Source organism: Pseudomonas eucalypticola, from assembly GCF_013374995.1.
Classification (GTDB): domain Bacteria; phylum Pseudomonadota; class Gammaproteobacteria; order Pseudomonadales; family Pseudomonadaceae; genus Aquipseudomonas; species Aquipseudomonas eucalypticola.
Map to the genome: position 1 here is coordinate 2,756,563 of NZ_CP056030.1, position 26,075 is coordinate 2,782,637.

The 26,075-nt window shown below is 65.3% G+C and carries 18 protein-coding genes; 12 read left to right on the forward strand and 6 right to left on the reverse strand.

The genetic code is table 11. The annotated features are described in order from the left end of the window. Nucleotides 1-302 precede the first annotated feature (302 nt). On the reverse strand, nucleotides 303-2,972 hold the full coding sequence (aceE, locus tag HWQ56_RS12435) for a pyruvate dehydrogenase (acetyl-transferring), homodimeric type (protein WP_176570670.1): 2,670 nt from the start codon (nucleotides 2,970-2,972) through the stop codon (nucleotides 303-305). A 173-nt stretch (nucleotides 2,973-3,145) separates the two neighbouring features. On the opposite strand from aceE, the gene HWQ56_RS12440 reads away from it, so the two are divergent. Next, complete coding sequence (locus tag HWQ56_RS12440; RefSeq protein WP_158158028.1) at nucleotides 3,146-3,598, forward strand: MarR family winged helix-turn-helix transcriptional regulator; 453 nt, start codon at nucleotides 3,146-3,148, stop codon at nucleotides 3,596-3,598. Here HWQ56_RS12440 and HWQ56_RS12445 read toward each other — a convergent pair. The 3 genes from HWQ56_RS12445 to bamA form a co-directional block, all read right to left on the reverse strand. Next, on the reverse strand, nucleotides 3,592-4,677 hold the full coding sequence (locus HWQ56_RS12445; protein ID WP_176570671.1) for a transketolase-like TK C-terminal-containing protein: 1,086 nt from the start codon (nucleotides 4,675-4,677) through the stop codon (nucleotides 3,592-3,594). The genes HWQ56_RS12440 and HWQ56_RS12445 overlap by 7 nt on opposite strands. A gap of 88 nt (nucleotides 4,678-4,765) precedes the next feature. Further along, a complete protein-coding gene (locus HWQ56_RS12450; protein ID WP_176570672.1) occupies nucleotides 4,766-6,478 on the reverse strand; it encodes a tannase/feruloyl esterase family alpha/beta hydrolase in 1,713 nt (570 codons plus the stop codon). A 124-nt stretch (nucleotides 6,479-6,602) separates the two neighbouring features. Then, the gene (bamA, locus tag HWQ56_RS12455; protein ID WP_158158025.1) at nucleotides 6,603-8,969 is read right to left on the reverse strand and encodes an outer membrane protein assembly factor BamA; all 2,367 of its coding nucleotides are present in this window, start codon (nucleotides 8,967-8,969) and stop codon (nucleotides 6,603-6,605) included. Nucleotides 8,970-9,192: 223 nt separating this feature from the next. Between bamA and HWQ56_RS12460 the strand changes: the two genes are divergently transcribed. The 11 genes from HWQ56_RS12460 to HWQ56_RS12510 all read left to right on the forward strand — a co-directional run bounded on the left by HWQ56_RS12460 (nucleotide 9,193) and on the right by HWQ56_RS12510 (nucleotide 23,536). After that, nucleotides 9,193-9,876, forward strand: a complete 684-nt coding sequence (locus HWQ56_RS12460) for a response regulator transcription factor (RefSeq protein WP_176570673.1) — start codon at nucleotides 9,193-9,195, stop codon at nucleotides 9,874-9,876. Next, nucleotides 9,873-11,138 (forward strand): HAMP domain-containing sensor histidine kinase, encoded by a 1,266-nt coding sequence (locus HWQ56_RS12465; protein ID WP_176570674.1) that lies wholly within the window; start codon nucleotides 9,873-9,875, stop codon nucleotides 11,136-11,138. Before HWQ56_RS12460 ends, HWQ56_RS12465 begins: the two co-directional genes overlap by 4 nt. Before the next feature lie 166 nt (nucleotides 11,139-11,304). Further along, the gene (locus HWQ56_RS12470) at nucleotides 11,305-11,514 is read left to right on the forward strand and encodes a hypothetical protein (protein WP_176570675.1); all 210 of its coding nucleotides are present in this window, start codon (nucleotides 11,305-11,307) and stop codon (nucleotides 11,512-11,514) included. Beyond that, entirely contained in the window at nucleotides 11,511-11,930 is a 420-nt protein-coding gene (locus HWQ56_RS12475; protein WP_176570676.1) for a hypothetical protein, read from the forward strand. The genes HWQ56_RS12470 and HWQ56_RS12475 overlap by 4 nt, the downstream gene beginning before the upstream one ends. A 170-nt stretch (nucleotides 11,931-12,100) precedes the next feature. Then, nucleotides 12,101-13,435, forward strand: coding sequence for an MFS transporter (locus HWQ56_RS12480; protein WP_158158020.1), 1,335 nt, complete (start codon nucleotides 12,101-12,103; stop codon nucleotides 13,433-13,435). A gap of 113 nt (nucleotides 13,436-13,548) precedes the next feature. Then, nucleotides 13,549-14,796, forward strand: a complete 1,248-nt coding sequence (locus HWQ56_RS12485) for an OprD family porin (protein WP_176570677.1) — start codon at nucleotides 13,549-13,551, stop codon at nucleotides 14,794-14,796. Between the two features lie 58 nt (nucleotides 14,797-14,854). After that, nucleotides 14,855-15,256: a protein-tyrosine phosphatase family protein gene (locus tag HWQ56_RS12490; RefSeq protein ID WP_176570678.1), complete on the forward strand. Its 402-nt coding sequence runs from the start codon at nucleotides 14,855-14,857 to the stop codon at nucleotides 15,254-15,256. 615 nt (nucleotides 15,257-15,871) lie between these two features. Beyond that, nucleotides 15,872-18,055 (forward strand): TonB-dependent siderophore receptor, encoded by a 2,184-nt coding sequence (locus HWQ56_RS12495; protein ID WP_176570679.1) that lies wholly within the window; start codon nucleotides 15,872-15,874, stop codon nucleotides 18,053-18,055. 9 nt (nucleotides 18,056-18,064) lie between these two features. After that, the gene (gene fes / locus HWQ56_RS12500; RefSeq protein WP_176570680.1) at nucleotides 18,065-19,303 is read left to right on the forward strand and encodes an enterochelin esterase; all 1,239 of its coding nucleotides are present in this window, start codon (nucleotides 18,065-18,067) and stop codon (nucleotides 19,301-19,303) included. A 35-nt stretch (nucleotides 19,304-19,338) separates the two neighbouring features. After that, nucleotides 19,339-19,563: an MbtH family protein gene (locus tag HWQ56_RS12505; RefSeq protein WP_158157998.1), complete on the forward strand. Its 225-nt coding sequence runs from the start codon at nucleotides 19,339-19,341 to the stop codon at nucleotides 19,561-19,563. 13 nt (nucleotides 19,564-19,576) lie between these two features. Further along, nucleotides 19,577-23,536 carry an enterobactin synthase subunit F gene (locus tag HWQ56_RS12510; RefSeq protein WP_176570681.1) on the forward strand — a complete coding sequence of 1,320 codons (3,960 nt, stop codon included), beginning with the start codon at nucleotides 19,577-19,579 and terminating at the stop codon, nucleotides 23,534-23,536. 258 nt (nucleotides 23,537-23,794) lie between these two features. Here HWQ56_RS12510 and HWQ56_RS12515 read toward each other — a convergent pair whose 3' ends face one another. Both HWQ56_RS12515 and HWQ56_RS12520 read right to left on the reverse strand, forming a co-directional pair. Further along, nucleotides 23,795-25,363, reverse strand: coding sequence for a GMC family oxidoreductase (locus tag HWQ56_RS12515; RefSeq protein WP_176570682.1), 1,569 nt, complete (start codon nucleotides 25,361-25,363; stop codon nucleotides 23,795-23,797). 10 nt (nucleotides 25,364-25,373) lie between these two features. Further along, nucleotides 25,374-25,934: a tat (twin-arginine translocation) pathway signal sequence gene (locus tag HWQ56_RS12520; protein WP_158157805.1), complete on the reverse strand. Its 561-nt coding sequence runs from the start codon at nucleotides 25,932-25,934 to the stop codon at nucleotides 25,374-25,376. Nucleotides 25,935-26,075 lie beyond the last annotated feature (141 nt).

Consider the following 26,075-nt stretch of genomic DNA (forward strand, 5'->3'; position numbering starts at 1 on the left):
CGCGTGGCATCAGGCATACCGCATGCACCGCCGACGCGGCCAGGTCCGCTGCTACGGGCCGTGGCAATCCTGTGGGACCGGGCGAAGCTCGGGAAGGGGCCCGCCAGGTGGATTGCGTTGTCCGCTTCCCGAGCTTGCGCCCGGTCCCACAACGGACCGCGTGGCATCAGGCATACCGCGTGCACCGCCGACGCGGCCAGGTCCGCTGCTACGCGGCTGCGGCAAAACCTGCGGGAGTGGGCGAAGCTCGGGAATAAGGAAGGGGCGCAATGCGCCCCTTCCTTGTTTACCACCCAACGCTATCAGACACTCGCCGGGTCCGTCTTGCCGGTATCGATCTCAAGATCCACCAGCGCCTTGGCCACCACACTGCGTTCAATCACGCCGTCGTCGGCCAGGGCCTTCAGCGCTGCCAGCACCACGAACTGGCGGTCCACTTCGAAGTGGCGGCGCAGGGCTTCGCGGGTGTCGGACTGGCCGAAGCCGTCAGTGCCCAAGGCCACGAAGCGGCGGCCATGAACGAAGGGGCGGATCTGGTCGGCGAGGATCTTCATGTAGTCAGTGGCAACCACGACCGGGCCCTGGCGGCCGGCCAGGCAGTTTTCCACGTGGCTGGTGCGTGGCTCGGCCACTGGGTTGAGCAGGTTCCAGCGTTCCACCGCCTGACCGTCACGACGCAGTTCGGTCAGGCTGGTGGCACTCCACACGTCGCTGCTTACGCCGTAGTCGCGGGCCAGGATTTCCCCGGCGGCGATCACTTCGCGCAGGATCGAGCCACAGCCCATCAGTTGCACATGGGGGGTGCCCTTGGCGGGCGCCGTGGTCGACAACGGGTACAGCCCCTTGAGAATGCCGTCGGCAACGCCTTCGGGCATGTCGGGGTGGCTGTAGTTTTCGTTGAGCAGGGTGATGTAGTAGTACACATCCTCGTTGTTGACGTACATGCGGCGCATGCCTTCCTGGATGATCACCGCCAGCTCATACGAGAAGGTCGGGTCATAGGACACACAGCACGGAATGGTCGAGGACAGCACGTGGCTGTGGCCGTCGTCATGCTGCAGGCCTTCGCCCATCAGCGTGGTGCGCCCCGAGGTAGCCCCCAGCAGGAAGCCGCGTGCCCGGGCGTCACCGGCCGCCCAGGCCAGGTCGCCCACGCGCTGGAAGCCGAACATCGAGTAGTAGATATAGAACGGGATGGTCATCACGCCATGGTTGGCGTACGACGTGCTGGCCGCGATCCAGGACGACATGGCCCCGGATTCGTTGAGGCCTTCCTGCATGATCTGGCCATCCTTGCTCTCCTTGTAGTAGCTCAGCTGCCCGGCGTCCTGCGGGGTGTACAGCTGGCCTACATGGGAGTGGATACCGATCTGGCGGAACAGGCTTTCCATGCCGAAGGTGCGCGACTCGTCCGGCACGATCGGCACGACCAGTTTGCCGATTTCCTTGTCCTTGAGCAGGGTGCTGAGGATCCGCACGAAGGCCATGGTGGTGGAAATCTCGCGCTCGCCGGTGCCTTTGAGCTGCGCTTGCAGCGCGGTCAGGGGCGGTATGGCCAGCGGCTCGACGTTGGCGTGGCGGGCCGGCACGTAGCCGCCCAGCTTGCTGCGCGCGGCCTGCAGGTAGCGCGATTCGGCGCTGTCGGCATCGGGCTTGAGGTAGGGCAGCTCGGCCAGTTGCTCGTCGCTGAGGTCCAGGTTGAAACGGTCAAGGAAAGCCTTGATGGCGTCGGTGCCCATCTTCTTCTGCTGGTGGTTGATGTTCTGGCCTTCGCCAGCCTCGCCCATGCCGAAGCCTTTCACCGTCTTGGCCAGGATCACCGTCGGGCCGCCCGTGTGGCGCATGGCGGCAGCGTAGGCGTTGAAGACCTTCAGCGGGTCGTGGCCGCCGCGCGACAGCTTCCAGATCTCGTCGTCGGTCATGTCGCTGACCAGCTCCAGCAGTTCAGGGTACTTGCCGAAGAAATGTTCGCGCACGTAGGCGCCGTTCTGGGACTTGTAGTTCTGGTAGTCGCCGTCCACGCACTCCATCATGCGCTGGCGCAGCAGGCCGGTACGGTCCTTGTTCAGCAGGCGGTCCCAGCCGCTGCCCCAGATGACCTTGATCACATTCCAGCCAGCGGCGCGGTACAGGCTTTCGAATTCCTGGATGACTTTGGCGTTGCCGCGCACCGGCCCGTCCAGGCGCTGCAGGTTGCAGTTGACGACGAAAATCAGGTTGTCGAGCTTCTCCCGGCCGGCCAGGGAAATGGCGGCCAGGGACTCGGGCTGGTCCATTTCGCCGTCACCCAGGAAGGCCCACACCTTGCGGCCCTGGTGTTCCTTGAGGCCACGGTTTTCCAGGTAGCGCATGAAGCGCGCCTGGTAGGCGGCGGTGATCGGCCCCAGGCCCATGGACACGGTGGGGAACTGCCAGAAGTCGCCCATCAGGCGCGGGTGCGGGTAGGAGGAAATGCCGTCGCGGTCAGTTTCGCGGCGGAAATTGTCCAGTTGCTCCTCACTCAGGCGGCCTTCCAGGAAGGCGCGGCCATAGATGCCTGGCGAGGAGTGGCCCTGGATGTAGACCATGTCGCCGGCAAAGGTCTCGGTGCGGCCGCGGAAGAAATGGTCGAAGCCGACGTCATAGAGCACGGCGGCCGAGGCGTAGCTGGCGATGTGGCCACCCACCCCTGAGTGTTTGCCGGCGCGCAGCACCATGGTCAGGGCGTTCCAGCGGATGAAGGCGTTGATGCGCTTTTCGATACCCAGGTCGCCAGGGTAGGGCTGCTCACGCTCGGGGGCGATGGTGTTGACATAGGGGGTGGTGACGCGCCCGTGGAAATCCCCATGGCGCGCGACGTCGAAGTCGAGCAACTGATCGATGAGGTAGTGGGCGCGGGAACGGCCTTCCACATCGATGACCGACTCCATCGAGTCGATCCATTCACGAGTCTCCTGTGGGTCCCTGTCAAGAAACATCGATTGCTCTTTCATAGCTTGTCTCCTCCGGCAGCGTGAGCAGGCACCGCAGTGTTCGGTGCCCAAGGGGGTCTGTTCGGCTTGTGGCCGGCCCCCGAAATATTTCATTGCAACTGCAACTATCCGCTGAATTTATCCCGCGCTGGCGTACAATTGCAACTAAATTACCCGTCGCTTCAGGAGAACCCATGCCTCAGGGCCAAGCAGACCTCTGGTTCAATTTTGTGCGCGCGCACCGCTCGCTGATCCGCGAGATCGAGCGCCGCCTGGCCGCCGAACAGTTGCCTGCGTACGCCTGGTACGACGCCCTGTGGGGAATCGAAAGCGGCCCGCAGGGCACGCGGCGCATGCACGAACTGGCCGATGTGATGGTGATCGAGCGCTACAACCTCACGCGTCTGGTGGACCGCCTGGAAGCCGACGGCCTGGTTGAACGCCGGCGCTCCCCGGCTGATGGGCGCGGCGCCGTGGCGTGCATCACCGACAAGGGCAGGGCATTGCGCAAGCGCATGTGGGCGGTGTACGAAGGTGCCGTGAACGAACTGTTCCTCAGCCAGTTCGACCCTGCGCTGCGCCAGACGATGGCGCTGGCGCTGGAGCAGGCGCGCCTGGCTGCCAACGCCAGCGGTGGGGCTCAGTGAGCCCGGCGGGCATCGGCCAGGGCGCGGTCGACCCGCGCGCTGTCGACGCTGCCCTGGCGCGCCAGCTCGGTCAGGGCGCTGACAACGATCCAGTGGCGGCTGACGGGTTGGCCGTCGCCCAGTGAGTCCGCGCCCAGGGCACAGTAAGGCGCGCGCACGTGGCTGGCCAGTTGTTCGGCGATGTACTGGCCATAACCGGTGACGGCGACGATGGGCACCTGGCTGCCGGCCAGGCTGTGGTGCAGGTGCGCTGTCTTGCGCGGGCGGCCGGGGTTGAGGCGGTTCCAGCGTTCAGCGCTGGTGGCTTCACGGGCCAGGCGGGTGTAGCTGGGGCAGCTCCAGACTTCGCTCTGCACGCCCCAGCGCTCATCCAGCAGGCGTGCCGCGGCGCGGACCTCGCGCAGGCTCAGCCCGGCGCCCAGCAGGCGTACCCTGGGCCGCGAATCATCGACGTCGAAACCCTGCACCGGGTACATGCCCTTGAAGGCCGCGCTGGGGTCCGCTACCTGGGTGGGCTCCATGGCGGGTTCGTCGTGCAGGGTCAGGTAGCAGAAGCCGGGTTGCCCTTCGACATACAAGGCCTGCAGGGCACCCAGCAGGATCGCCCGGGCTTCTTCGCTGCACGCGGGGTCGTACGGCAGGCACTGGTGGTTGGCCGCCAGCCACAGCGGTAGCCAGGGGTGGGCACCCTTGGGCCAGCGCGAGGGCGAGGACTCGATATCGTTGCAGACGATGCCGCGGTCGGCGGCCTGGTTCGCCAGTGCACACAGCTCCGCCGAGGTAGGGGACTGGGTGAGGTACAGCAAGGGTTTCTCGCTGGCCCGCGCTTTTTCGCTGAACCACAGCGGCCAGGTGCTGATCTGGCCGCCGTCATGGCCTGGGCGCAGGGTATCGCGCACCACCCAGATCTGTTGGGCGGTGTGCGGGTCGCCTTCCAGGCGGTTGGCGATGTCCAGCAGGGTATAGAGCGGCGAACTGGCGCCCGGGCCCGGCGCCGCCAGGGGGCCGCGGATCTTGTCCATCAGCGCCTGGGCGGCGCGGCCGGTGTCGGGAGTGTGGGGGAAGTGGGTCGTGTCCATGAGGGTGGTGTCCTTTTCAGTCTGACACCACCATAAGGGATGGAAGGTTGTTGTTGCAATTGCAATTATATCCCGCCCTTTAACCGTATCAGGGCTGTGGCGGGTAGGGTGTGAAGAAGTCCGCGCCCAGCCACGCCGGAGTCGGCGATGTGTCCTGGGGAGCGCCGCGCCGGTAGCTGGCCGCCAGCCGCGGGTCACCCTTGCCGTTGTAGGCTGCCGTGTAGGGCCACGGGTACACCGGCCGTGTGCGTCCGGCATTGGCCTGGTCGGCGGCGGAGGGTGGCAGGCCCATCATGCCCATGGGCGGGCGCTTGCCCTTCAGGTCGCCAGCCGGCGGTGCCATCGGCGCGCCAAAGCTTGAGTGGCTGTCGGCCTGGGTGGCAATGATTGCATCAGGGGCCTGCTGGCGTTCCACCCAGCTCATCATCGGCGTCAGCAGGTCCAGCTCGCTGGGGCCTTCGCCACCGCTGCAGTGGTGCACGCCGGGCAGCAGGTACAGGCGCTCAAAGGCCTCGGTGCGGGCCTGGCCCATCTGCTTGATCAGCGCCTGGTGGTAGGCCAGGGAGTTGAGTGGCGAGATATGCGGGTCGGCCCAGCCGTGCCAGATGATCAGCTTGCCGCCCTTGCTGGCGAAAGCCGACAGGTCCGGGTTGGTGGCGTCGTAGAAAGGATGCAGGGTACGCAGGCGGGCGAACGTGGCGCTGTCGAAACGGGCGTCGGCCAGCGTCAATTCGGTGGTCGGGTTGGGTTCGAAGCTGACATTCTGCAGCGCGTCCAGGGCGATCTTCTGGCTGAAGATCGGCTGGTCGCCGCTCATGGGCACGAACACGCCGGCCCAGGCCAGCTCCGAGCCAGGCTGTGGGCCGCCGATGGTCAGGCGTTGGCCGCTGGCTGGGTCGTGGGGGCCGTCATACAGTTTGCGCACCGCGCCGACTTCGGCCGCCGTGAGGCACTGGGCGGGGTCCTCGCCGGCCTTGCATTGCAACACCGCCGGGTCGAAATGGCAGGCGCGCGGGTCACTGACCAGGCGGTCGACCTGGCCGTCCAGGGCATCGCATTGCTTGAGCACGGCATCGTGCAGCAGCGGCAGCCGTGAGGCCAGCAGAATGGCCTTGCCGTCCGGCCCTTCGTTGGCCTTGGCCTGCCAGGCGTGGTACAGGGCGTTCTGCACCTGAAAGTTCAGCGCCGCGGCGCCGGCGATGATGCCATTGAAGTCATCCGGGTAGCGCTGCGCTTCCATCAGCGCTTCGCGCCCGCCGTCCGAGCAACCACTGAAATAGGCGTAGGCCTGGGGTTGCCCGTAGTAGGCCTGGATCAACTGCTTGGCCACCTGGGCGGTGAGGTGCTGGCTGCGGTAGGCGAAGTCCACGCGTTTTTGCCGGTCTTTGCCGAACTCGCTGCTGTTGCCTTCGTGGCCCATGTCGGTGGCAGCGATGACGAAGCCGCCGGCGTTGAGCGGCGCGCAGCCCTGGGCCGCCCCCACCTGGTTGCTGATGGTGCCGCACAGGCCGCCGCAGCCGATCTGCAGGTAGCGCTGGGTCCAGGTGTGCACAGGCAGAGCAACGCGAAAGCGAATGCTGGGGGCCAGAGTACCCTCGACCACGCAACTGGCGGCGCCATTGGCAGTGGCTTCGCTGGCACTGTCAATGTGGCTGCCGGCGCCGCCCAGTGCGGTGAGGTCCTGGGTTTTCAGGGCGGCGCAGGTCTGGGTAGGCTGCACCACGGGCAGGGCGGCGATGTCTTCGGCGTGGGCGGTGCCGAGCAGCAGCGCCAGGAGGGCGCCGGCCAGGAATGTCTTCATAACAGTGTTGGCTCCTGTGTCGAAACGACTACAGGAACGGGCTTGCCCGCGAGCTTTTGCGGTGTCAAAAGCTCGCTCGGCAAGCCTGCTCCTGCAGGGTAGGCGTAGGGTAGCAGCCCTGGGGTCAGAAGGTCTGGCCCAGGGAGAATTGGAATACCTGGGCTTCGGAGCCGCTAGGGCTGCGCAGCGGCAGCGCCAGGCTGAAGGTCAGCGGGCCCAGTGGCGAGTACCAGGTCGCGCCGACACCCAGGGACGCGGCCATTTCGCTGAGGCTGACGGTGCCGCAGTTCTGGGTGGTGCTCAGGTAGCACTTGTCCGAGTACACGGTGCCGAAGTCCCAGAAGATCGACGTCTGCAGCGACTTCTGGTCTTTGATGAACGGCATCGGGAACAGGTACTCGGCGCCGCCGGTGATCAGGATGTTGCCCCCCAGCGAATCGGTGCTGCGGTCCGAATAGTATTCCTGGCCCATGGACGAGTATGTGCCGGTGGCCGGGGTGCTGCGCGGGCCCAGGGTGCCGCTCTTGAAGCCGCGCACGCTGCCTTCGCCGCCGGCCGTGTAGTTCTCGTAGAACGGCAGGCCGTCGGTGGAACCATACCCGTTGCCGTAGCCCAGCTTGGTGTGCAGGCGGATCGAGGTGTTGCTGCTCATGGGCAGGAAGGTCTGGCCGTTGTAATCGAGCTTGTAGAAGGTCAGGTCGCTGCCCGGCACCGTGGCCATGAAGCTCAGGCTCTGGGAGTGACCGCGGTTGGCCAGCACGCCTCGGTTGAGGGTCGATTCCGACCAGGCCACGCTGGCCTTGAGGTTGGTGAAGCTCTCGCCGTTGCGCTCGATGAAGTCGTAGATTTCGTCGGCGCTGTAGGTGCCCGGGCTGATCTCGTCGTGCTGCAGGGTCAGACCGTAGGTCATGCGCGTGGTTTCACTGATCGGGTAGCCGAACGTGGTGCCCATGCCGTAGCTGTTGATCGAGTAGTACGACACGCCGTCGTCGTAGTAGTCGTTGTAGTCGGTCTTGTTGAGGAACAGGTTGTAGCCCAGGCTCACACCGTCGGGGGTGAAGTAGGGGTTGGTGTAGGCGAAGTTGTACTTGGTCTGGTATTCGGACTTGGTCAGGCCGATGCTGGCGTAGTTGCCGGTGCCCAGGAAGTTGCTCTGGGTGATCGAGCCGCCCAGGATCAGGCCCGCGCTCTGGGCAAAGCCGACGCTGGCGGTGATCGAGCCGGAGGCTTGCTCTTCGACGGAGTAGTTCACGTCGACCTGGTCGTCCTTGCCGGGCACGGCCGGGGTTTCAACGTTCACCGTCTTGAAGAAGCCCAGGCGTTCGAGGCGCGTCTTGGACTGGTCGATCAGGTAGGTGGAGGCCCAGCCGCCTTCCATCTGGCGCATCTCGCGGCGCAGCACCTTGTCATCGGTCTTGGTGTTGCCGACGAAGTTGATGCGGTCCACGTAGGCGCGCTTGCCCGGCACCACCATGAAGGTGATGTCTACAGTGTGGTCGTCATCATGGGTCTGGGGCACGCCGTTGACGTTGGCGAAGGTATAGCCCTCGTTGCCCAGCCGGCGGGTGATCAGCTCCGAGGTGGTGGTCATCAGTTTGCGCGAAAATACCTGGCCCTTCTGCACCAGCAGCAGCGCCTTGACCTGGTCTTCAGGGGCCTTGAGCTCGCCCGACAGTTTGACGTCACGCACAGTGTAGCGCTGGCCCTCGTTGATGTTCACGGTGATGAACACGCTTTTCTTGTCCGGGCTGATGGACACCTGGGTAGAGGTGATGTCCATGTTGATGTAGCCACGGTCCAGGTAATACGAGCGCAGCTTCTCCAGGTCGCCGGAGAGTTTTTCCCGGGCGTACTTGTCGTCGTTCTTGAAGAACGACAACCAATTGCTGGTCTTGAGCTGGAACTGGTCAGTCAGCTCTTCTTCGCTGAACACCGTGTTGCCCACCACGTTGATGTGCTTGATGGCGGCCACGCTGCCTTCGTCGATCTTGATCTTGAGGCTGACGCGGTTGCGCGGCTGGGGCACCACGTCGGCGTCCACGGTGGCCGAATATCTGCCCTGGGCCACGTACTGGCGTTGCAGTTCATTGCGCACGCCTTCGAGGGTGGCGCGCTGGAAAATCTCGCCCTCGGCCAGGCCTGACTGCTTGAGGCCTTTCATCAGGTCTTCGGTGCTGATGGCCTTGTTGCCCTCGATCTCGATGGAGGAAATGGACGGGCGCTCCACCACGTTGATGATCAGCACGTTGCCGTCGCGGGCCAGGTTGATGTCCTGGAAAAAGCCGGTCTTGAACAGGGCCCGGGTCGACTCCACCAGGCGGCCGTCGTCAGCCTGGTCGCCCACGTTCAAGGGCAGGGCACCAAACACACTGCCGGCGGATACCCGTTGCAGGCCGTTGATACGAATATCGGAAATCTTGAACGCTTCAGCCTGTGCGAGCGTGGCATTGGCCACCAGCACAACCGAGCAGAGCAGGCGCGACAAATTCATCAGGATCGGTTCCAGGACGCTTCGACAGACAGCCCAGGCGCACCGCACGGGCTCGCGGTAAGGCAAGGCGCCAGGCGGTCGCTTGGCTTGGGGGGTGAAGCATAAAAGGCCGGGAAGTTCGGTGCGGTTAACCCAATGTCAAGTTAGGTAAAGGTTGTGCGCTTGCGGTGACGCACGGCGGGACTAGGGTAATAATGGCCCGATGCCCCTTCACGAGTCCGCCATGATTTCCGTACTGCTTGTCGACGATGACGAGGAACTGACCGAGATGCTCAGCGAGTATCTGCAGCGCGAGGGCTTCCACGCCACCGCCGTGCACACCGGCGAGGAGGGCGAGGTACAGGCGCTGTCCGGGCGCTACAGCATCGTGGTGCTGGACGTGATGCTGCCGCGCCTGTCGGGCATCGAAGTGCTGCGCCGTATCCGCGCCAGCAGCCAGGTGCCGGTATTGCTGCTGACCGCCCGCGGCGACAATATCGACAAGATCACCGGCCTGGAACTGGGGGCGGACGACTATGTGCCCAAGCCCAGCTCGCCAGGCGAACTGGTGGCGCGCCTGCGGGCGATCATGCGCCGGGTGCAGCCCCAGGACGCGCCGGCCACCGATGCCATTCGCACCGGTTTGCTGGCCTTGTGGCCGGCCAAGCGCCAGGCCACCTGGCAAGGCAGCGAGCTGGACCTGACCAGCACTGAGTTCAGCCTGCTGGAGGAGTTGGCGCGCCACGCCGGCCAGGTGGTGAGCAAACAGAACCTGTCCATCAACGCCTTGGGCAGGCCGCTGACCCGCTATGACCGGCGCATCGACGTGCACATCAGCAGCATCCGCCAGAAACTGGGTCCGCGTTCCGATGCCAAGGCCTGGATTCAGAGTGTGCGCGGCCTGGGCTACCTGTTGATCGCCGAATGATCAGGCCCAGCCGGCTGTTCTGGAAGCTGTTCCTGGCGTTCTGGCTGGCCACCAGCCTGACGTTCCTGGTGGGCCTGGCGATCTTGTTGCTGGGCCGCTTCTTTCCGGGCGACCCACAGATCGGCACCGTGTTCTTCAATACGCAGCACGTGATCGAGCGGTTTGGTGTAGACGCCGGCAAGCCGCTGTTGACGGTGTGGGCCGACGACCTGCACGGCAAACAGGTGGGCCTGTATGACCAGCAAGGCCGGCTGCTGGCCGGCAACCCGGTGCCGGCTGGTGGCTACAGCCTTGCCGTGACGGCAGCCGATGGTCAGGTGGTGACCCTTCGTGCCCCTGAAGACCCCGGGTCGCCGGAAGGCAAAGGCCCCAGTCACGCCATTCCGCTGCTGGTGGGCACGGTGATGAGCGCGCTGTTCAGTGGGTACCTGGCCTATTACCTGGTATGGCCCTTGGTGCACCTGCGCCGGGCCATGCGCAATGTCGCCGAAGGGCGGTTCGATACCCGGGTCAAGCCGATCATGGGGCGGCGCCGGGATGAAATTGTCGACCTGGCCGAAGACTGCGACCGCATGGCCACCCAACTGAAGCTGCTGGTGGATGCCCAGCAGGATCTGCTGCATGACATTTCCCACGAGTTGCGGTCGCCGCTGACGCGGATGCGCGCGGCCATCGGCCTGCTGCTGCAGGACCCCGACCGTCTGGAGATGCTGGGGCGCATCGAGCGTGAGTCAGAACGTATCGACACACTGATCGAGGAGCTGCTGACCCTGGCCCGGGTGCAGGGACGCCCGGAGAGCCTGGGCAGCGAGCGGCTGGATGTGATCGAGTTGCTGGCTGATATTGTCGAGGATGCGCAGTTCGAAGCGGGCATCAAGGGCTGCCAGGTGATACTGGCGGCGCCCACGACCTTCGTCAGTCAGGTGAATGGCGAACTGTTGTATCGCTGCTTCGAGAACGTGGTACGTAACGCAGTACGCTATACCGCGCCCGCCACCCAAGTGTGCGTCACGGCCACCACCGGTGAGCCTTGGGACTGGTTGCATGTACGAATCACCGACCGGGGCCCGGGGGTGGAGCCCCACCGCCTGCGCAGCATCTTCACGCCCTTCGAGCGTGGTGCCGAACAGGCCCAGGCAGGCTTCGGCCTGGGCTTGGCCATCGCCCAGCGCGCGGTGGAAATGCATGGCGGGCAGATCGTCGCCAGCAATGGCGCCGAGGGTGGGCTGATCGTCGATATCGCCTTGCCCCGCAAGGCCTGAGCCGGACCCCACCCGGTCCCACGGCGGCGCGCTGCCCGCGGTTGATCTTTACCCAATATTACATCGCCTTGACCGCCTTGAACCTGCCCCCCGCGTAAGCTTTTCCCACGGCGCCAGTTGCGCATGGAGAGCTGGATACGCTGGATACTCAGTGATCGAGGCGATGATGAAAGACCTGATACGTTCTGTTGGCTTGACCTTTCTGCTGGACCATAAAGTGGTACGCAGCCCCTGGTGCGCCGATCCGGCAACCCCGGTATTCGTCAGTGCCTGTGACTTCAATGTGGTGCAAGGCCAGGTGGCCGCCTACACGTTCGCATTCGCCCACCCGGTGGCGGTGCAACTGCCGTGGCAGGCCGTGGAGGGCGCGCGATGAAACTCAAGCGCAAGGCCCTTCGCGCCCGCCCGGCCAAACTCCTGGCCGAGGAAGTGCCGGTGGCCATCCAGGATGCATTGCAGGACCAACTGCGCGCCTACCTGGGCCGCGGCTTCACCCCGGTACTGCTGGGCAGTGGCGGGCGTGACGGTTCGCGGCGCTACCACCTGCAGATCCACCACGATAAGAGCGGCCAGTTTCTGGAACTGCATGGCGACTTCAATAGCCGTTGTGCCGAGGACATCTTCAAAGTGGCCCACCAGATGAAAACCCTGCTGGCACCCGCGCCCAGCGCCCTGGGCGCCAATGTGCGGTTGATCGCGCGCATCACCGACCTGCCATGCCCTGAACCGTTGAGGAAAATCGCCCGTCGGCTCACCGGCAACGCGCGCCACTTCCAGTTCGCCGACGACTGAGTCCGGCCAACTGGCACTGCGGTTCCAACCCGATAAACAAATCACATACCTGCTTAAGGAATACCCGGAGGCGCGCTTCGGGTATTCGCCCGTAAAGTCACGCTCACCGTAGTACCTCGATGGCCCGCAGAGGCCACGGCAACCTTACAAAAACAACAAGGTGATAAAACATGCGCAACACCTCCGTCGACATCAAGGCGTGGATCGACAACCGCCCCGTAGGCGCTTACCAGTGGCTGATCATGGTGCTGTGTTTCCTGGTCGTCGTGTTCGATGGCCTGGACGTGGCCGTGATGGGCTTCATCGCACCGTCGCTGACCCAGGAATGGGGCCTGACCAAGGCCGCGTTCGGCCCGGTGATGAGCGCCGGCATGATCGGCCTGGCCATCGGCGCCCTGACCGCAGGCCCTTACGCGGACCGTCTGGGCCGCAAGAAAATCCTGTTGATTGCGGTCACCGGTTTCGCAGTATTGAGCCTGGCTTGCGCCTTCGCTCGCAATCCCTGGGAACTGGCCGGACTGCGTCTGTTGTCTGGCGTGGCCCTTGGCGCGGCCATGCCTAACACCACCACGCTGCTGTCGGAGTTCCTGCCACAGCGCAACCGCTCGCTGTTCATCACCGTGATGTTCACTGGCTTCAACCTGGGCTCCGGTGGCGGCGGCCTGGTGGCAGCCTGGTTGATTCCGGCCCACGGCTGGCAGTCGGTGCTGCTGGTAGGGGGGGTGCTGCCGTTGGCACTGCTGCCGTTCCTGTGGCTGTTGCTGCCGGAGTCCCCCCGTTTCCTGGCGACCCGCAATGCCTCGGCGGCCAGCATCGCCAAGGTACTGAACAAGCTGGGCGGACGCTTCGATGCCAATACCGTGTTCACCCTCAGCGAGCCTCCGGCGCAGAACAAGGCCCCGGTCAGCCAGTTGTTCACTACCACTTACCGCACCGGTACCCTTGCGCTATGGGCCACCTACTTCATGGGCCTGATGGTGATCTACCTGACCATGGGCTGGCTGCCGACCTTGTTGCGTGACGGCGGCCTGCCTATCGAGCGTGCGGCGACCATCACCGGGCTGTTCCAGATCGGCGGCACCGTGGGCGCCATCGTGGTGGGCTGGATCATGGACCGTCGCAACCCCAACCGCGTCATCGCCACCTCGTATGCCCTGGGCGGTGCCTGCATCCTGTTGCTGGGCGCCTTCAGCCTGGAGTCGAGCTTGCTGGCCGTAGGCGTGATCGCCGCTGGTTTCTTCATGAGCGGTGCGCAAACCGGCCTCAACGCATTCGCCCCCAACTACTACCCCACGGACTTCCGTGCCACGGGCGTCAGCTGGATGCTGGGCATCGGTCGCTTCGGCGCCATCTTCGGCTCGCTGATCGGCGGCGCCGTGCTCAGCATGGGCCTGAGCCTGCCAGCCCTGTTCGCCATGCTCGGCGTACCGGCGTTCTTCGCTGCCGTGGCGATCCTGGCCAACGGCGTGGCCCGGCGTCGCGCCAGCCAGGCCTTGGCGGTCTGAGCCCTGGCCGGGTTTGCGCCCGGCCAATCCCCCCCCTTTGTCGCTTTACCTCCGGCGCCCTGCAGCCAGGGCGCAGGAGCCCGCTTGCCCTCATAAAATGGAAAACAATAACAATGAAAATGACATTCAAGCCTCGTCTGGTCGGTACCTTGGCATTGGTCGCGGCGTTGCCGCTGGATGGCATGGCCGAAGGGTTCGTCGACGACGCCAGCGTCAACCTCAACCTGCGCAACTTCTACCTGAACCGTAACTTCACCAATCCCGGCTATGGCCAGAATCAGGCGGAGGAGTGGACCCAGAGCTTCATTCTCGACGCCCGCTCCGGCTTCACCCAGGGGGTGGTGGGCTTCGGTGTCGATGTGCTGGGGCTGTATTCGATCAAGCTCAACGGTGGCGGCGGCAGCGGCGGCTCGCAGTTGCTGCCGGTGGACCACGACGGTGACCCGGCGTCCACCTTCGGGCGCCTTGGCGTGGCCGGCAAGATGAAAATCAGCCAGACCGAATTGAAAGTCGGCGAATGGATGCCGGTGCTGCCCATTCTGCGTTCCGACGACGGCCGTTCGCTGCCCCAGACCTTCCAGGGCGGCCAGGTGACGTCGAAGGAAATCAGCGGCCTGACGCTCTATGGCGGCCAGTTCCGGCAGAACAGCCCGCGCAATGACTCGAGCATGACCGACATGTTCATGCAGGGGAACACCACGGGTACGTCTGACCGTTTCAACTTCGCCGGTGCCGAATACACCTTTAACGACAAGCATACGATGATTGGCGCCTGGAACGCCCAGCTCAAGGATGTCTACCAGCAGCAATACGTGCAGTTGCTGCACAGCCAGACCGTAGGGGCGTGGACCCTGGGTGCCAACCTGGGCTATTTCTGGGGCAAGGAGGATGGCAGCGCCCTGGATGGCGACCTGGACAACCGCACCCTGTCCGGGATGTTCTCCGCCCGTTACGGCGGCGGTACCCTGTGGGTGGGCCTGCAGAAGCTGACCGGCAAGAACGCCTGGATGCGCGTGAACGGCACCAGTGGCGGCACCTTGGCCAACGACAGCTACAACTCCAGCTTCGACAGCGCCCAGGAGCATTCCTGGCAGCTGCGCTATGACTATAACTTCGCGGCGCTGGGCATTCCCGGGCTGACCCTGATGAACCGCTACATCAGCGGCAGCAATGTGCACAGTGGCACCATCACCGATGGCAAGGAGTGGGGCCGCGAGAGTGAAATCGCCTACACCCTGCAAAGCGGCACCTTCAAGGACCTCAACGTGCGGCTGCGCAACTCCAGCATTCGCCGCGACTACAGCACCAACGAGTTCGACGAAAACCGCCTGATCGTCAGCTACCCCTTGTCGCTGTTCTGACCTGAGGGCGCGGGTTGCGGTACCATGGGCGTTTTTCCTGCATCACGGAACCGCGCCCATGGCCGCCACCCACAAGCAAGACAAACGCGCCGCCCGCGCCAAGACCAAGGCCAAGCAGAACCGCGTCAAGCGCGCCACGCCCGAAGTAGAACTGGACCCTAACGACCAACGCATCGATTTCGAATCGGTGGATTTGACCGAACTGTTCAAATTGATGCGCGATGCCGAACAGCAAAGCCAGCAAGCCCTGTGCGTGGCGTTCCTGGCGCACCCGCTGCTGACCCTGGTGTTCGAGCAGGAAGGCGAGGAGGGAGCCATGGACTTCATCCTCGCTGCCTTGCTGGAGTACCGGCAATGGTCGGCGGGCGCCGACGAAGCCCAGGCCCTGGCGTGGATCGAATCCCCCGCCTTCCAAGCCGACTACCTAGCCGCTTCCGAGCAGGTCGCGCAGCAGGGCTGAGTATCTTCGGCACCTGCTGTTCCCCCCCTTCGATTCCCTGCCTGTTGGACCCCGGCTCTGTGGTACATCAGGCACACCGCAGGGCGGCCTTCCCGAGCTTCGCCCGGTCCCACAGGGTAAGTTTCACCATCGCGGTGGTTCCCTGTGGGACCGGGCGCCAGCTCGGGAAGCAGGCGCTGCGTTATATCAGGCACACCGCAGGGCGGGCCCGCCGGTCCTGCAGGCGCTCACCTTCGCTATCGGAATCCTCTGCGCCTTACCACCGCCACGCCACCTACCGCAACGTATCATTTCTGAAAAACAAGCAATTGCATTTGCGATTGTTATTGAGAGTTATTACCATCAACTCGCCGCGACAGGTTGCACCTCGTTGAACAGCGCTGCATAGCGCAGGTACCAGCCCTTTACGCCTCGCCCGATCGTTTTGCCCAGCTCTGCGAAAGCCCGGCCGGCCGACGTTCGCCCATGAAAAGTGGTGGGGGCCACTGGTGACGCGCACGGGGAAGGGTGCCCGCAAAGACGATCTGCAAGGCGCGGTGTGAGTCATTCAAAGGCTGCGCCCCAGGCGCAGGACAAAAGACATCTGTCATCAACAGATCATGCAAAGGAAGTGGTATGAACGGAAGTAAACGTAGCGGTGCCCTGCGACGCACCCATGGCTTGATTCTGGCCGGCCTGCTGGCGCCATTCCCGCTCAGCGCCCTGGCCGAGACGGTGGCCCAGACCGCCGCGCCGGTGGAGCTGGAGAGCCTGACCATCGAAGGCAACAAGCTCTACGACATGCCGCCCTCGGAGCAGACCGGCGGCTATACCGTGCAAGGCGCCACCGTGGGCACCAAGACCCCGGCACCGCTCAAGGACATTCCGCAATCCATTTCCACCTACACCAACGAGTACATCAAGGACCGCAAGTTCGTGCACCTCGATGACCTGGCCAAGTACACCGCCGGGCTGCGCGTGCTGACCAACGACAGCGGTCGTTCGTCCATCTATTCGCGTGGCTACGAGTATGACGAGTACCAGATCGACGGCCTACCGGCGCCCATGACCAGTATCTTCGGCACCGTGCCGTCCCTGGCGGCCTACGACCGCGTGGAAGTAATGCGCGGCCCCGCCGGGCTGTTCAGCAGCACCAGCGAGCTGGGCGGGATCGTCAACATGGTGCGCAAGCGCCCCACCGCCGACTTCCAGGGCAGCGTCGAGGCCAGCTATGGCACCTTCGATACCAACCACGAGCAGGTCGACGTGTCCGGCCCACTGGACTCCCAAGGCCGCGTGCGTGGCCGTTTCATCGCATCGCGTGACGACACCAACGGCATGGTGGACTACAACGCGGCCGACAGCGAAACCTACTACGGCGCCCTGGACATCGACCTGGACGACGCCACCCAGTTGTCGTTCGGCCTGAACCACGAGGTGAAGAACATCACCCCGAACAACGGCTACCCGACCGACACCAGCGGCAACCTGCTGAACTTCAGCCACTCCAAGTTCCTGGGCGCCGACTGGAACTACTTCGACGGCAAGGCCACCGACTTCACCGCCGAACTGACCCACCACTTCGATAACGGCGGCAACGGCCGCATTGCCCTGCGCACCTCGGATCGCGACGCCGATTACCTGTACGCCTTCACCCGCGCCGGCGTCTCCAGCACCGGCACCGCAACGGAAGGCTACACCGGCCGCGAGTTCACCGAGAACACCGTGTCGATGGACGCCAGCTACAGCCAGCCGTTCGAGGCCATGGGCAACGTCAGCGAGTTCGTGGTGGGCACCGACTACAAGAACTACCACAACTACTACAAGAACGCCGCCGGGGTGCTGGGCACCATCAACGTCAACACCTACGACCCGACGCAGTTCGCCGAGCCAAGCAACATTTATGGCACCAGCACCGCCACCAAGGTCGGTACCCAGTCCGAAGAATATGGCCTGTACTCCAAGCTGACCTTCCGCCCGATCGCCGACCTGGCCCTGATCGGTGGCGCGCGCCTGAGCTACTACAAGGGCAGCGGCTACACCACGACGCTGGCCAGCGGCGCGCAGACCGACTACGACCAGACCATCAGCGCCCACGTGACCCCGTATGGCGGCGCGGTCTACGACCTGGACGCGAACAACTCGCTGTATTTCAGCTACTCGCAGGTGTTCAAGCCGCAGACCGAAAGCAACCAGGCGGGCAATGTGCTCAAGCCGCGCACCGGCGAGCAATATGAAGCCGGTATCAAGGGGAGCTACTTCGGTGGTGACCTGAACACCCGCGTCTCGGTGTTCCAACTGACCGACAAGAACCGTGCGACCACCCCGTACGACGAAAACGGCGCGGCCATCACCACGTATGACGTGGCCGGCGGCAAGACCCGCATTCGCGGCGCCGAGTTCGAAGTCAGCGGCAAGATCACCCCGAACTGGGACGTGATCGCCGGCTACACCTACATGGACACCAAGGTCCTCAGCGGCGACGACGTCACGACCTTCCAGACCATGCCCAAGCACCAGGCATCGCTGTGGAACAAATACACGATCGCAGCCGGCCCGCTGGAAGGCCTGGCCATCGGCAGTGGCGTCACCGCCATGAGCGATTTCTACATGGACACCAGCACCTATCGTGTCGCGGCCCCAGGCTACGCCACCGTCGACGCCAAACTATCCTACCCGATCACCAAGAAACTCACCGCCACCCTGGACGGCACCAACTTGCTCAACCGCGATTATTATTCGCGTGTAGGCTCGGCGGCGACGTTCAACTTCCTGGGCCAGTCGCGTGCATTCAGCATCGGCGCCCGGTACGAGTTCTAAGAGGACCCCATGCACGAGCTCCTGGCACGCAAGGACCTGGGCAGCGAAACGTGGTGGCAGGCGCTGGCCGAGCAGGGTACCCCCCTGGTCGGCCCGGCGCAGGCTGGGCAGCACGCCGTGACGTTCGTCTGGCGTGACCCCCGTGGCAGCGCCGCCACATCGCCCACCCGCCGCGTCTGGATCAACATCACCGGCCTGACCGACCACCACCGCCAGTGTCCGCCGCAGAGCCTTGCGCGGGTCGATGGCACCGACCTCTGGCTGTGGCAGACGCATATCGACGCGAACTGGCGCGGCAGCTACAGCTTCATGCCCAGCGACGATGACCGCGACTATGACGGTTTCGACGCCCAGGGCAACCTCGATCTCAACGCCCTGCGCCCCTGGTGGCGCGCGACGTTTCCCCTGGCTGAACACGACCCCCTGAACCGCACCCGGCCCTGGACCGGCGGGCGGGGGCTGGGCGTGTCCGGCTTGCACATGCCCCAGGCACCGGCACACCCGGCCTGGGAAGCGGTGGACAGCGGCCTGGCCGCACCCGCGACCTTGCAGTGCCATACCTGGAACAGCGCACGGTTGGGCAACAGCCGCCGCGTCTGGCTGTTCAGTACGGGCCGCGAACAGGACCCTGGCCGGCCCCTGGCCGTGCTGCTGGACGGCGCCTTCTGGACCGGCGCCTTGCCCCTGGCGGCTCCGCTGCAAGCCCTGACCGACGCCGGCCAGTTGCCGCACGCCGTGTACCTGTTCGTCGACAGCATCGACACCGCCCATCGCAGCCGCGAACTGGCCTGCAACCCGGCGTTCTGGTTGGCCCTGCAGGAAGAACTGTTGCCCCAGGTGCAGACGTGGCAGGCCCATGCTCGCGCCGCCGCGACCACCGTGGTGGCCGGGCAGAGCTTCGGTGGCCTGGCCTCGTTGTACGCCGGCCTGCAATGGCCCCAGTGCTTTGGCTGCGTATTGGCCCAGTCCGGTTCGTTCTGGTGGCCGCGCGGCGAACCCGAGCAGCAACTTCCCCAGCGTGTGGCGGCAGGCCTCGGCCAGGGCCAGGCGCTGAACCTGTTCATGGAAGCCGGGCTGCGCGAGCCGGTCATCCATGCCGCCAACGACCACATGGTGCAGGCGCTGCGCGCTGCGGGGCACCACCCACGCTACCGCGTGGTCAACGGTGGCCACGATGCTCTGTGCTGGCGCCAGGGCCTGCTCGATGGCCTGTGCGCCTTGTGGGCCGATCTTTTGCCAGCGGCCTAGGCCGCTGGGTCATTCTTCAAAACAAGGAACACCGCGTGGAGCACCTCAACCCCTTCGACGACCCGCAGCAGGTTTGCCATGTGCTGATCAATGCCCAGGGCCAGCACAGCCTGTGGCCGGACTTCTGCGACGTGCCGCCCGGTTGGAGCATCGTCTATGGCCCCGCCAGCCGCGAAGCGTGCGGCCAGTGGCTGGAAGCCCACTGGCGCGACCTGCGTCCCGCCTCGCTGCGCCGCCTGCTGGCGGCCGACGCCACTTGAATTGGAGCCACGCATGAACCTGTCAAACCCGAACCCGGTGACCCCCATGCCCACGTCCCTGCGTGAAATGCCGCTGGTGGCGGCCCAGTCCGGCATCTGGATGGCCGACCAGCTGTCACCCCACCACAACGCCTTTGCCGTGGCCCACTACGTGGAACTGCAGGGGCCACTCGACAGCGCCTTGCTGATGCAAGCCATCGTCGCGGGCCTCGCCGAGGTCGATACCTTGCACATGCAGGTGGCGGAGCGAGACGGCCAGGCGGTGCAGTGGTTCGACCTGAGCCAGCCCTTGGCGGCCCCGACCTGCGCCGACCTGCGCAGTGAAACCGACCCCGTGGCCACCGCCATGGCCTGGATGCGCGCCGACCTGCAGGGCGACCTGCGGGTGGCCAGCGGCGGCCTGGCCTGCATGAACCACCTGATGCACGTGGGCGAGGGCCGCTGGTTCTGGTACCAGCGCTATCACCACCTGGCCGTGGACGGCTACAGCTTCGCCGCCATCACCCGGCGCATCGCCGAACGCTACACGGCGCTGCGCCGCGGTGAAGAGGTGGGGCCATCGCCGTTCACCCCGTTCAGCCGTGTGGTGGAGGAATACCAGGCCTACCAGCAGGGCGCCGTGTGTGCCCGCGACGCCCAGTTCTGGCAGGACAAGGCCCGCCAGTTACCGCCACCCGTGACCCTGTCCAGCGCGCCGTTGGGTGGCCAGGCTGCCAGCAGCCGCGTGTTGCGCCATACCCTGAAGCTGGAAGCCCAGGGTTTCGATCGCCTGATGGCGGCGCAGACGGGTACGGTCAGCCGCGCCGACATGGCATTGGCGCTGGTCAACCTGTGGCTGTCGCGCCTCAGCGGCCAGAGCGCCTTCACCGCCGGCTTCATCTTCATGCGGCGCATGGGCTCGGCCGCCGCCAGCACCAGCGGCGCGGTGATCAACGTCTTGCCCATGCACGTGCAGGTGGCGCCGGAGGCCACGTTGGACGAGCTGGCCCAGGGCATCGCCGTGGAGCTCAAGCGCCTGCGCAAGCACCAGCGCTACGATGCCGAACAGATCCAGCGCGACCTCGGCCGCCTGGGCGATGCCGAGCCGCTGTACGGCACGGTATTGAACCTCAAGCTGTTCGAGTTCGCCCTGGACCTTGACGGCATCGCCGGCGTCACCCACACCCTGGCCTCGGGGCCGGTACGTGACCTTGAAGTGGCGTTGTTCCTCAATGACCGTGGCGAAGTCAGCCTGGAGTTGCTGGCCAACAGTGAACGCTATGACGACGCGACCCTGGCCCGCCACCTGTGCCGTCTGACCTTGCTGCTGCAGCAGTTCGCCGCCAACCCGCACCTGAGCTGCGAAGCCGCCAGCCTGCTGGACAGCGATGACCTGGCGTTGCTGGAGCGCGTCAACGCCACTGCCCACCCGCTGACCGACGACACCCTGGTCAGCCTGATGGCCGCCCAGGCGCTGCGCACCCCGCATGCGCCGGCGCTGTCCGACGCCCACTACCGTTTCGATTACCAGCAGGTGCGCGAGCAGGTCCAGGCCTTGGCCCAGCACCTGGTGGCCCAGGGCGTGGTGCCGGGGGATATCGTCGCCGTGGCGCTGCCGCGTTCGGTGTTCCTGTCGCTGGCGCTGATGGCGATCCTGGAAGTCGGCGCGGCCTATTTGCCACTGGACAGCGGCTACCCCGACGACCGGCTGCAACTGATGCTGGAGGATGCCCAGCCACGGCTGATCATCACCGAGCGCAGCCAGGCCGCGCGGTTCCCAGCCAGTTGCCCGACGTTACTGCTGGAAGCGCCGCTGGCCCTGGACCCTACGGGCCCGTTGCAGTTCGCCGGGCCGAGCCCCGAGCACGCGGCCTACATCATCTACACCTCCGGCTCCACAGGCCGGCCCAAGGGCGTGGTGGTGGGCCATGAAGCCATCGTCAACCGCCTGCTGTGGATGCAGCACCAGTACCCGCTGGGCGCCGATGATGTGGTCCTGCAGAAGACCCCCTGCAGTTTCGACGTGTCGGTGTGGGAGTTCTTCTGGCCGCTGATCACCGGCGCCCGCCTGCACATGGCGCCGCCCGAAGCGCACCGCGACCCGGAGGCGCTGCAGCGTTTGTTCAGCGAGCAGGGCGTGACCACCACCCACTTCGTACCGTCGATGCTGGCTGCCTTCGTCAGCGCCCTGAACGATGACGCGGCCATTGCCCACTGCCATAGCCTGCGCCAGGTGTTCTGCAGCGGCGAAGCCTTGCCCACCGATCTCTCACAACTGTGGCAGCGTCGTACCGGCGTGCCCCTGCACAACCTCTATGGCCCGACGGAAGCGGCGGTGGACGTCAGCTGGTACCCGGCCCATGGCGAGGCGTTGGCGGGTGTCGAGGGGGCCAGCGTGCCGATCGGTTTCCCCGTGTGGAACACCGGCCTGCGCATCCTCGACCGCCGCCTGCGCATGACCCCGCCCGGTGTGGCCGGTGACCTGTACCTGACCGGCGTGCAACTGGCCCATGCCTACCTGGGCCGCCCGGACCTGACCGCCAGCCGCTTCATCGCCGACCCCTATGGCAATGGCGGGCGCATGTACCGCACCGGCGACGTGGCGCGCTGGCTGGACAACGGCGCGGTGGAGTACCTGGGCCGCAGCGACGACCAACTGAAGATCCGTGGCCAGCGCATCGAGCTGAGTGAAATCGACCATGCGTTGCTGGCCCTGCCCGGTGTCGAGCAGGCGGTCACCCACGCTCGCGTACTGGGCGAGGCCCAGGTGGGCGGCGGGGATGCGCGCCAACTGGTGGGCTACGTCATCGCCCAGCAAGGCCGTGAACTGGACCTGGCCGCCCTGCGCCTGGCCCTGGCCGACCGCCTGCCGGCGCACATGGTGCCGGTGGCCCTGGTGCAACTGGACAGCTTCCCCCTGGGCGCGACCGGCAAGCTCGACCGCAAGGCGTTGCCGCTGCCCCAGGTCAGTACCCGGAGCCAGGGGCGTGCGCCGCAACCCGGCCTCGAAAGCCACATCGCCGAGGCCTTCGGCGTCGTGCTGGAGCGTGAAGGCGTGACTGCCGAGGACGATTTCTTCGCCCTGGGCGGCCACTCGCTGCTGGCCATGAGCCTGGCGGCGACCTTGCGCCGTGAGCTGCAACGGCCGGTGTCGGTGGGCCAGGTGATGATCGCGTCCACCGTGGAACGCCTGGCCGCGCTGCTGGCCAGCGAGCAGAGCGAAGACGCCAGCCGCCGCGCCGGTTTCGAAACCGTGTTGCCCCTGCGTCAAGGCAATGGCCCGACGTTGTTCTGCTTCCACCCGGCCTCGGGGTTTGCCTGGCAGTTCAGCGTACTGCAACGCTACCTGGACCCGCACTGGTCGCTGGTAGGCATTCAATCCCCGCGCCTGGGCGGACCCTTGCAGGCGTGCGAACACCTCGACGCCGCCTGCGACGCGCACTTGCGCACCGTGCGCGAACTGCAGCCCCACGGCCCGTACCACTTCGCCGGCTACTCCCTGGGCGGCACCCTGGCCCAGGGTGTGGCGGCGCGGTTGCAGGCTGCGGGTGAGGAAGTGGCCTTTCTGGGCTTGCTCGACACCTACCCGCCGGAAACCCAGAGCTGGGACGAACGCCAAGGCCGCAACGTGCTCAAGCAAGAGGTGCTGGATGAAGTGAACCGCGAGCGCGAACTGTTCCTGGCGGCCCAGCAGGGCTTGCAGGACGCGGCGATGGCAGCAGGTGGGGGAGACATGTTCGACGACATCGAAGCCAACTACGCCGACTCCGTACGCCTGCTGGCCACCGCGCGCAGCTCAGCGTTCAAGGGCGAGGCGACGCTGTTCGTGGCGGAAAACACCTTGCCCGAAGGCATGGACGTCCGCCAGACCTGGGGGCCGTTCGTGGGCAGCCTGAACGTCCACCGGTTGCCGTGCGCGCACGTGGACATCATCTCGCCGGCCTCGATGGCGCAGGTGGGGCCGTTGATCAATCGGGCTTTGAAGGGGCTGTAAAAAGCGAGCGCGGTACAGATCCGAAGCCGAAAAAACGGAGCGGGCCAGGTGATCTCACAGGCATGACTGGCCCGAAACAAATGTGGGGCCGGGCGAAGCTCGGGAAGCGCCGCCCTGCGGTGTGCCTGATGTACCGCGCCGCCTGCTTCCCGAGCTGGCGCCCGGTCCCACAGGGAACCACCGCGATGGCGAAACCCACCCTGCTTTGGGCCAGTGATGTCTGTGCCATTGCCTGGCCTTACGGTGCCACCGGCGCTGTCACACCCGTCCCTCCTTCATCTCCTGGGCAATGTAATCCGCCTGCCGTATCGCCAGCGTCACGATCGTCAACGTCGGGTTCTCGGCTGCGCTGGTGGTGAACTGGCTGCCATCGCTGATGAACAGGTTCGCTACCTCATGGCTCTGCCCATGTCCGTTGCAGACGCCGTCCTCGGCCTTGGTGCTCATGCGGCAGGTGCCCAGGTTGTGGGTGGAGGGGTAGGGCGGGACGCGGTGGGTCTTGAGGGCACCGACCGCTGAATACAGCGCCTGGCCCTGGGTGAAAGCGTGCTCGCGCATGGCCAAGTCGTTGGGGTGGTCGTCGTAATGGACGTTGGCCACCGGCATGCCGTACTGATCCTTGACCGCGCTGTTGACGGTCACGCGGTTGGTCTCGCGCGGCATGTCTTCGCCCACGATCCACAGGCCCGCCAGGTGGGTGTACTGCTCCATCACGCGGGTGAAGTCCGGGCCCCATGCACCAGGGTTGAAGAAGGCGCCCAGGAACGATGGGCCCAGGGAGATCGTCTCCATCTCATAGCCGCCGACGAAGCCGCGCTCGGGCTTGAACTTGACCTCGTCACTGATGATGCCGGCCATGATGGTGCCGCGGTAGAAGTGCACCGGTTCGCTGAACTCGGCAAACACGGAGCCGGTGGTGTGCCGCATGTAGTGTTTGCCGACCATGCCGGCGCCGTTGCCCAGGCCTTGGGGGAAGCGGCTGCTGGAGGAGTTGAGCAGCAGGCGCGGGGTTTCGATGGCGTTGCCGGCCACGGCCACCAGGCGGGCGGCCTGGCGCATCTGCTGACCCGTGGCGTCAGCGTAGACCACGGCGCTGACCAGGCCCTTGTCATTGTGCTCGATGTGCAGCACCTGGGAGGAGGGGCGCAGGTCCAGGTTGCCCGTGGCTTCGGCTGCAGGAATCTCGGTGTACAGGGTCGACCACTTCGCGCCCATCTTGCAGCCCTGGAAGCAGAAGCCCAGTTGCTGGCACGACGCTCGGTTGGCGCGGGGGCGGCTGTTGATCGCCATGTGGCCGGTGGAGCATTCGGTATAACCCAGTTTCTGCGCGCCGTTGTACAGCACCTTGAAGTTGTTGTTGCCCGGCAGGCCGGGGATATCCTGGGTGCGGGTCACGCCCATCTTGTCTTCGGCGCGGGCGTAGTAGGGCTCCAGGTCCGCCAGGGTCACGGGCCAGTCCAGCAGGTTGGCGTCTTTCACTGCGCCGTAGGTGCTCAACGCGTGAAACTCGTGCTCCTGAAGGCGCAGGCTGGCGCCGGCCCAATGGGTGGTGGTGCCGCCCACGGTCTTGCAGATCCAGGCGGGCAGGTTGGGAAAGTCCTTGGCCACCCGCCAGGTGCCCGAGGTGGTGCGGGTATCGCCCCACGCCAGCTGGGCGAAGGAGGGCCACTCGTCGTTGATGAAGGTGCCCTGGTTCTGGCGCGCGCCAGCTTCCAGGAGCACCACCTTGATGCCTTTCTGGCACAGTTCATTGGCCAGGGTGCCGCCACCTGCGCCGGACCCGATGATCACCACCACCGAGTCGTCGTCATGTTTGAAGTCAGCCATGCGTGCATCCTCAGGAAAAGGGGTTGGGGCTCGCGGAGGCGGGCGGGTTCGGCAACCAGGACAGGTCGTTGAACCCGCGCAGCAGGTAGCCGCCCTTGGGAAAGGAGGCGCCTTCATAGCCAAAGTGCAGGTAGGCCAGTTCGTTGCTGTACAGGGTGTTGACCGCGTTGCCGCGCACCAGGGCGAAGAATGGTGTGTCCTGGATGTCCTGTAGGATGGCGAACTGCTTGTCGGCGTCGATCTTGCGCCAGTCGCCCCCGGCCTTCTGGTCGAGCAGGGCGATGCCTTGCCGGAGGCTGTCGGCGACGCCGGGGTCGGTGCTGGCTTTCTGGTCCAGAGCCTTGACCGGGAAGGCGTACACCGCGTCTTCCATGGTGTCGTGGGGGTAGATGCGCCGCACCATCAGCAGCAGCTTGTCGCCGCTGTCGCTGTCCAGGGTGGTCATGGGCAGGGCCCAGCTCAGGCTGGGGGCCATCAGCGCGATGGGACCGCTGGTGAACAGCAGCGTACCGAGCAGCAGGCCGCCGCTGCCCTGAAGGAACCGGCGACGGTCGAGTGTCAGGTTACTCATGGCGATGTCCTTTTTATTGTTGTTGTCACGCAACCCATAGTAGTAACGCCAGCTGGGGGCAGGTAATAGGCGCCTACTACGTCGGAATAAGCTTAGACCCGTAGTAGGTGCCTATTACCCCCGTCTGGCGCGCGCTTCCTA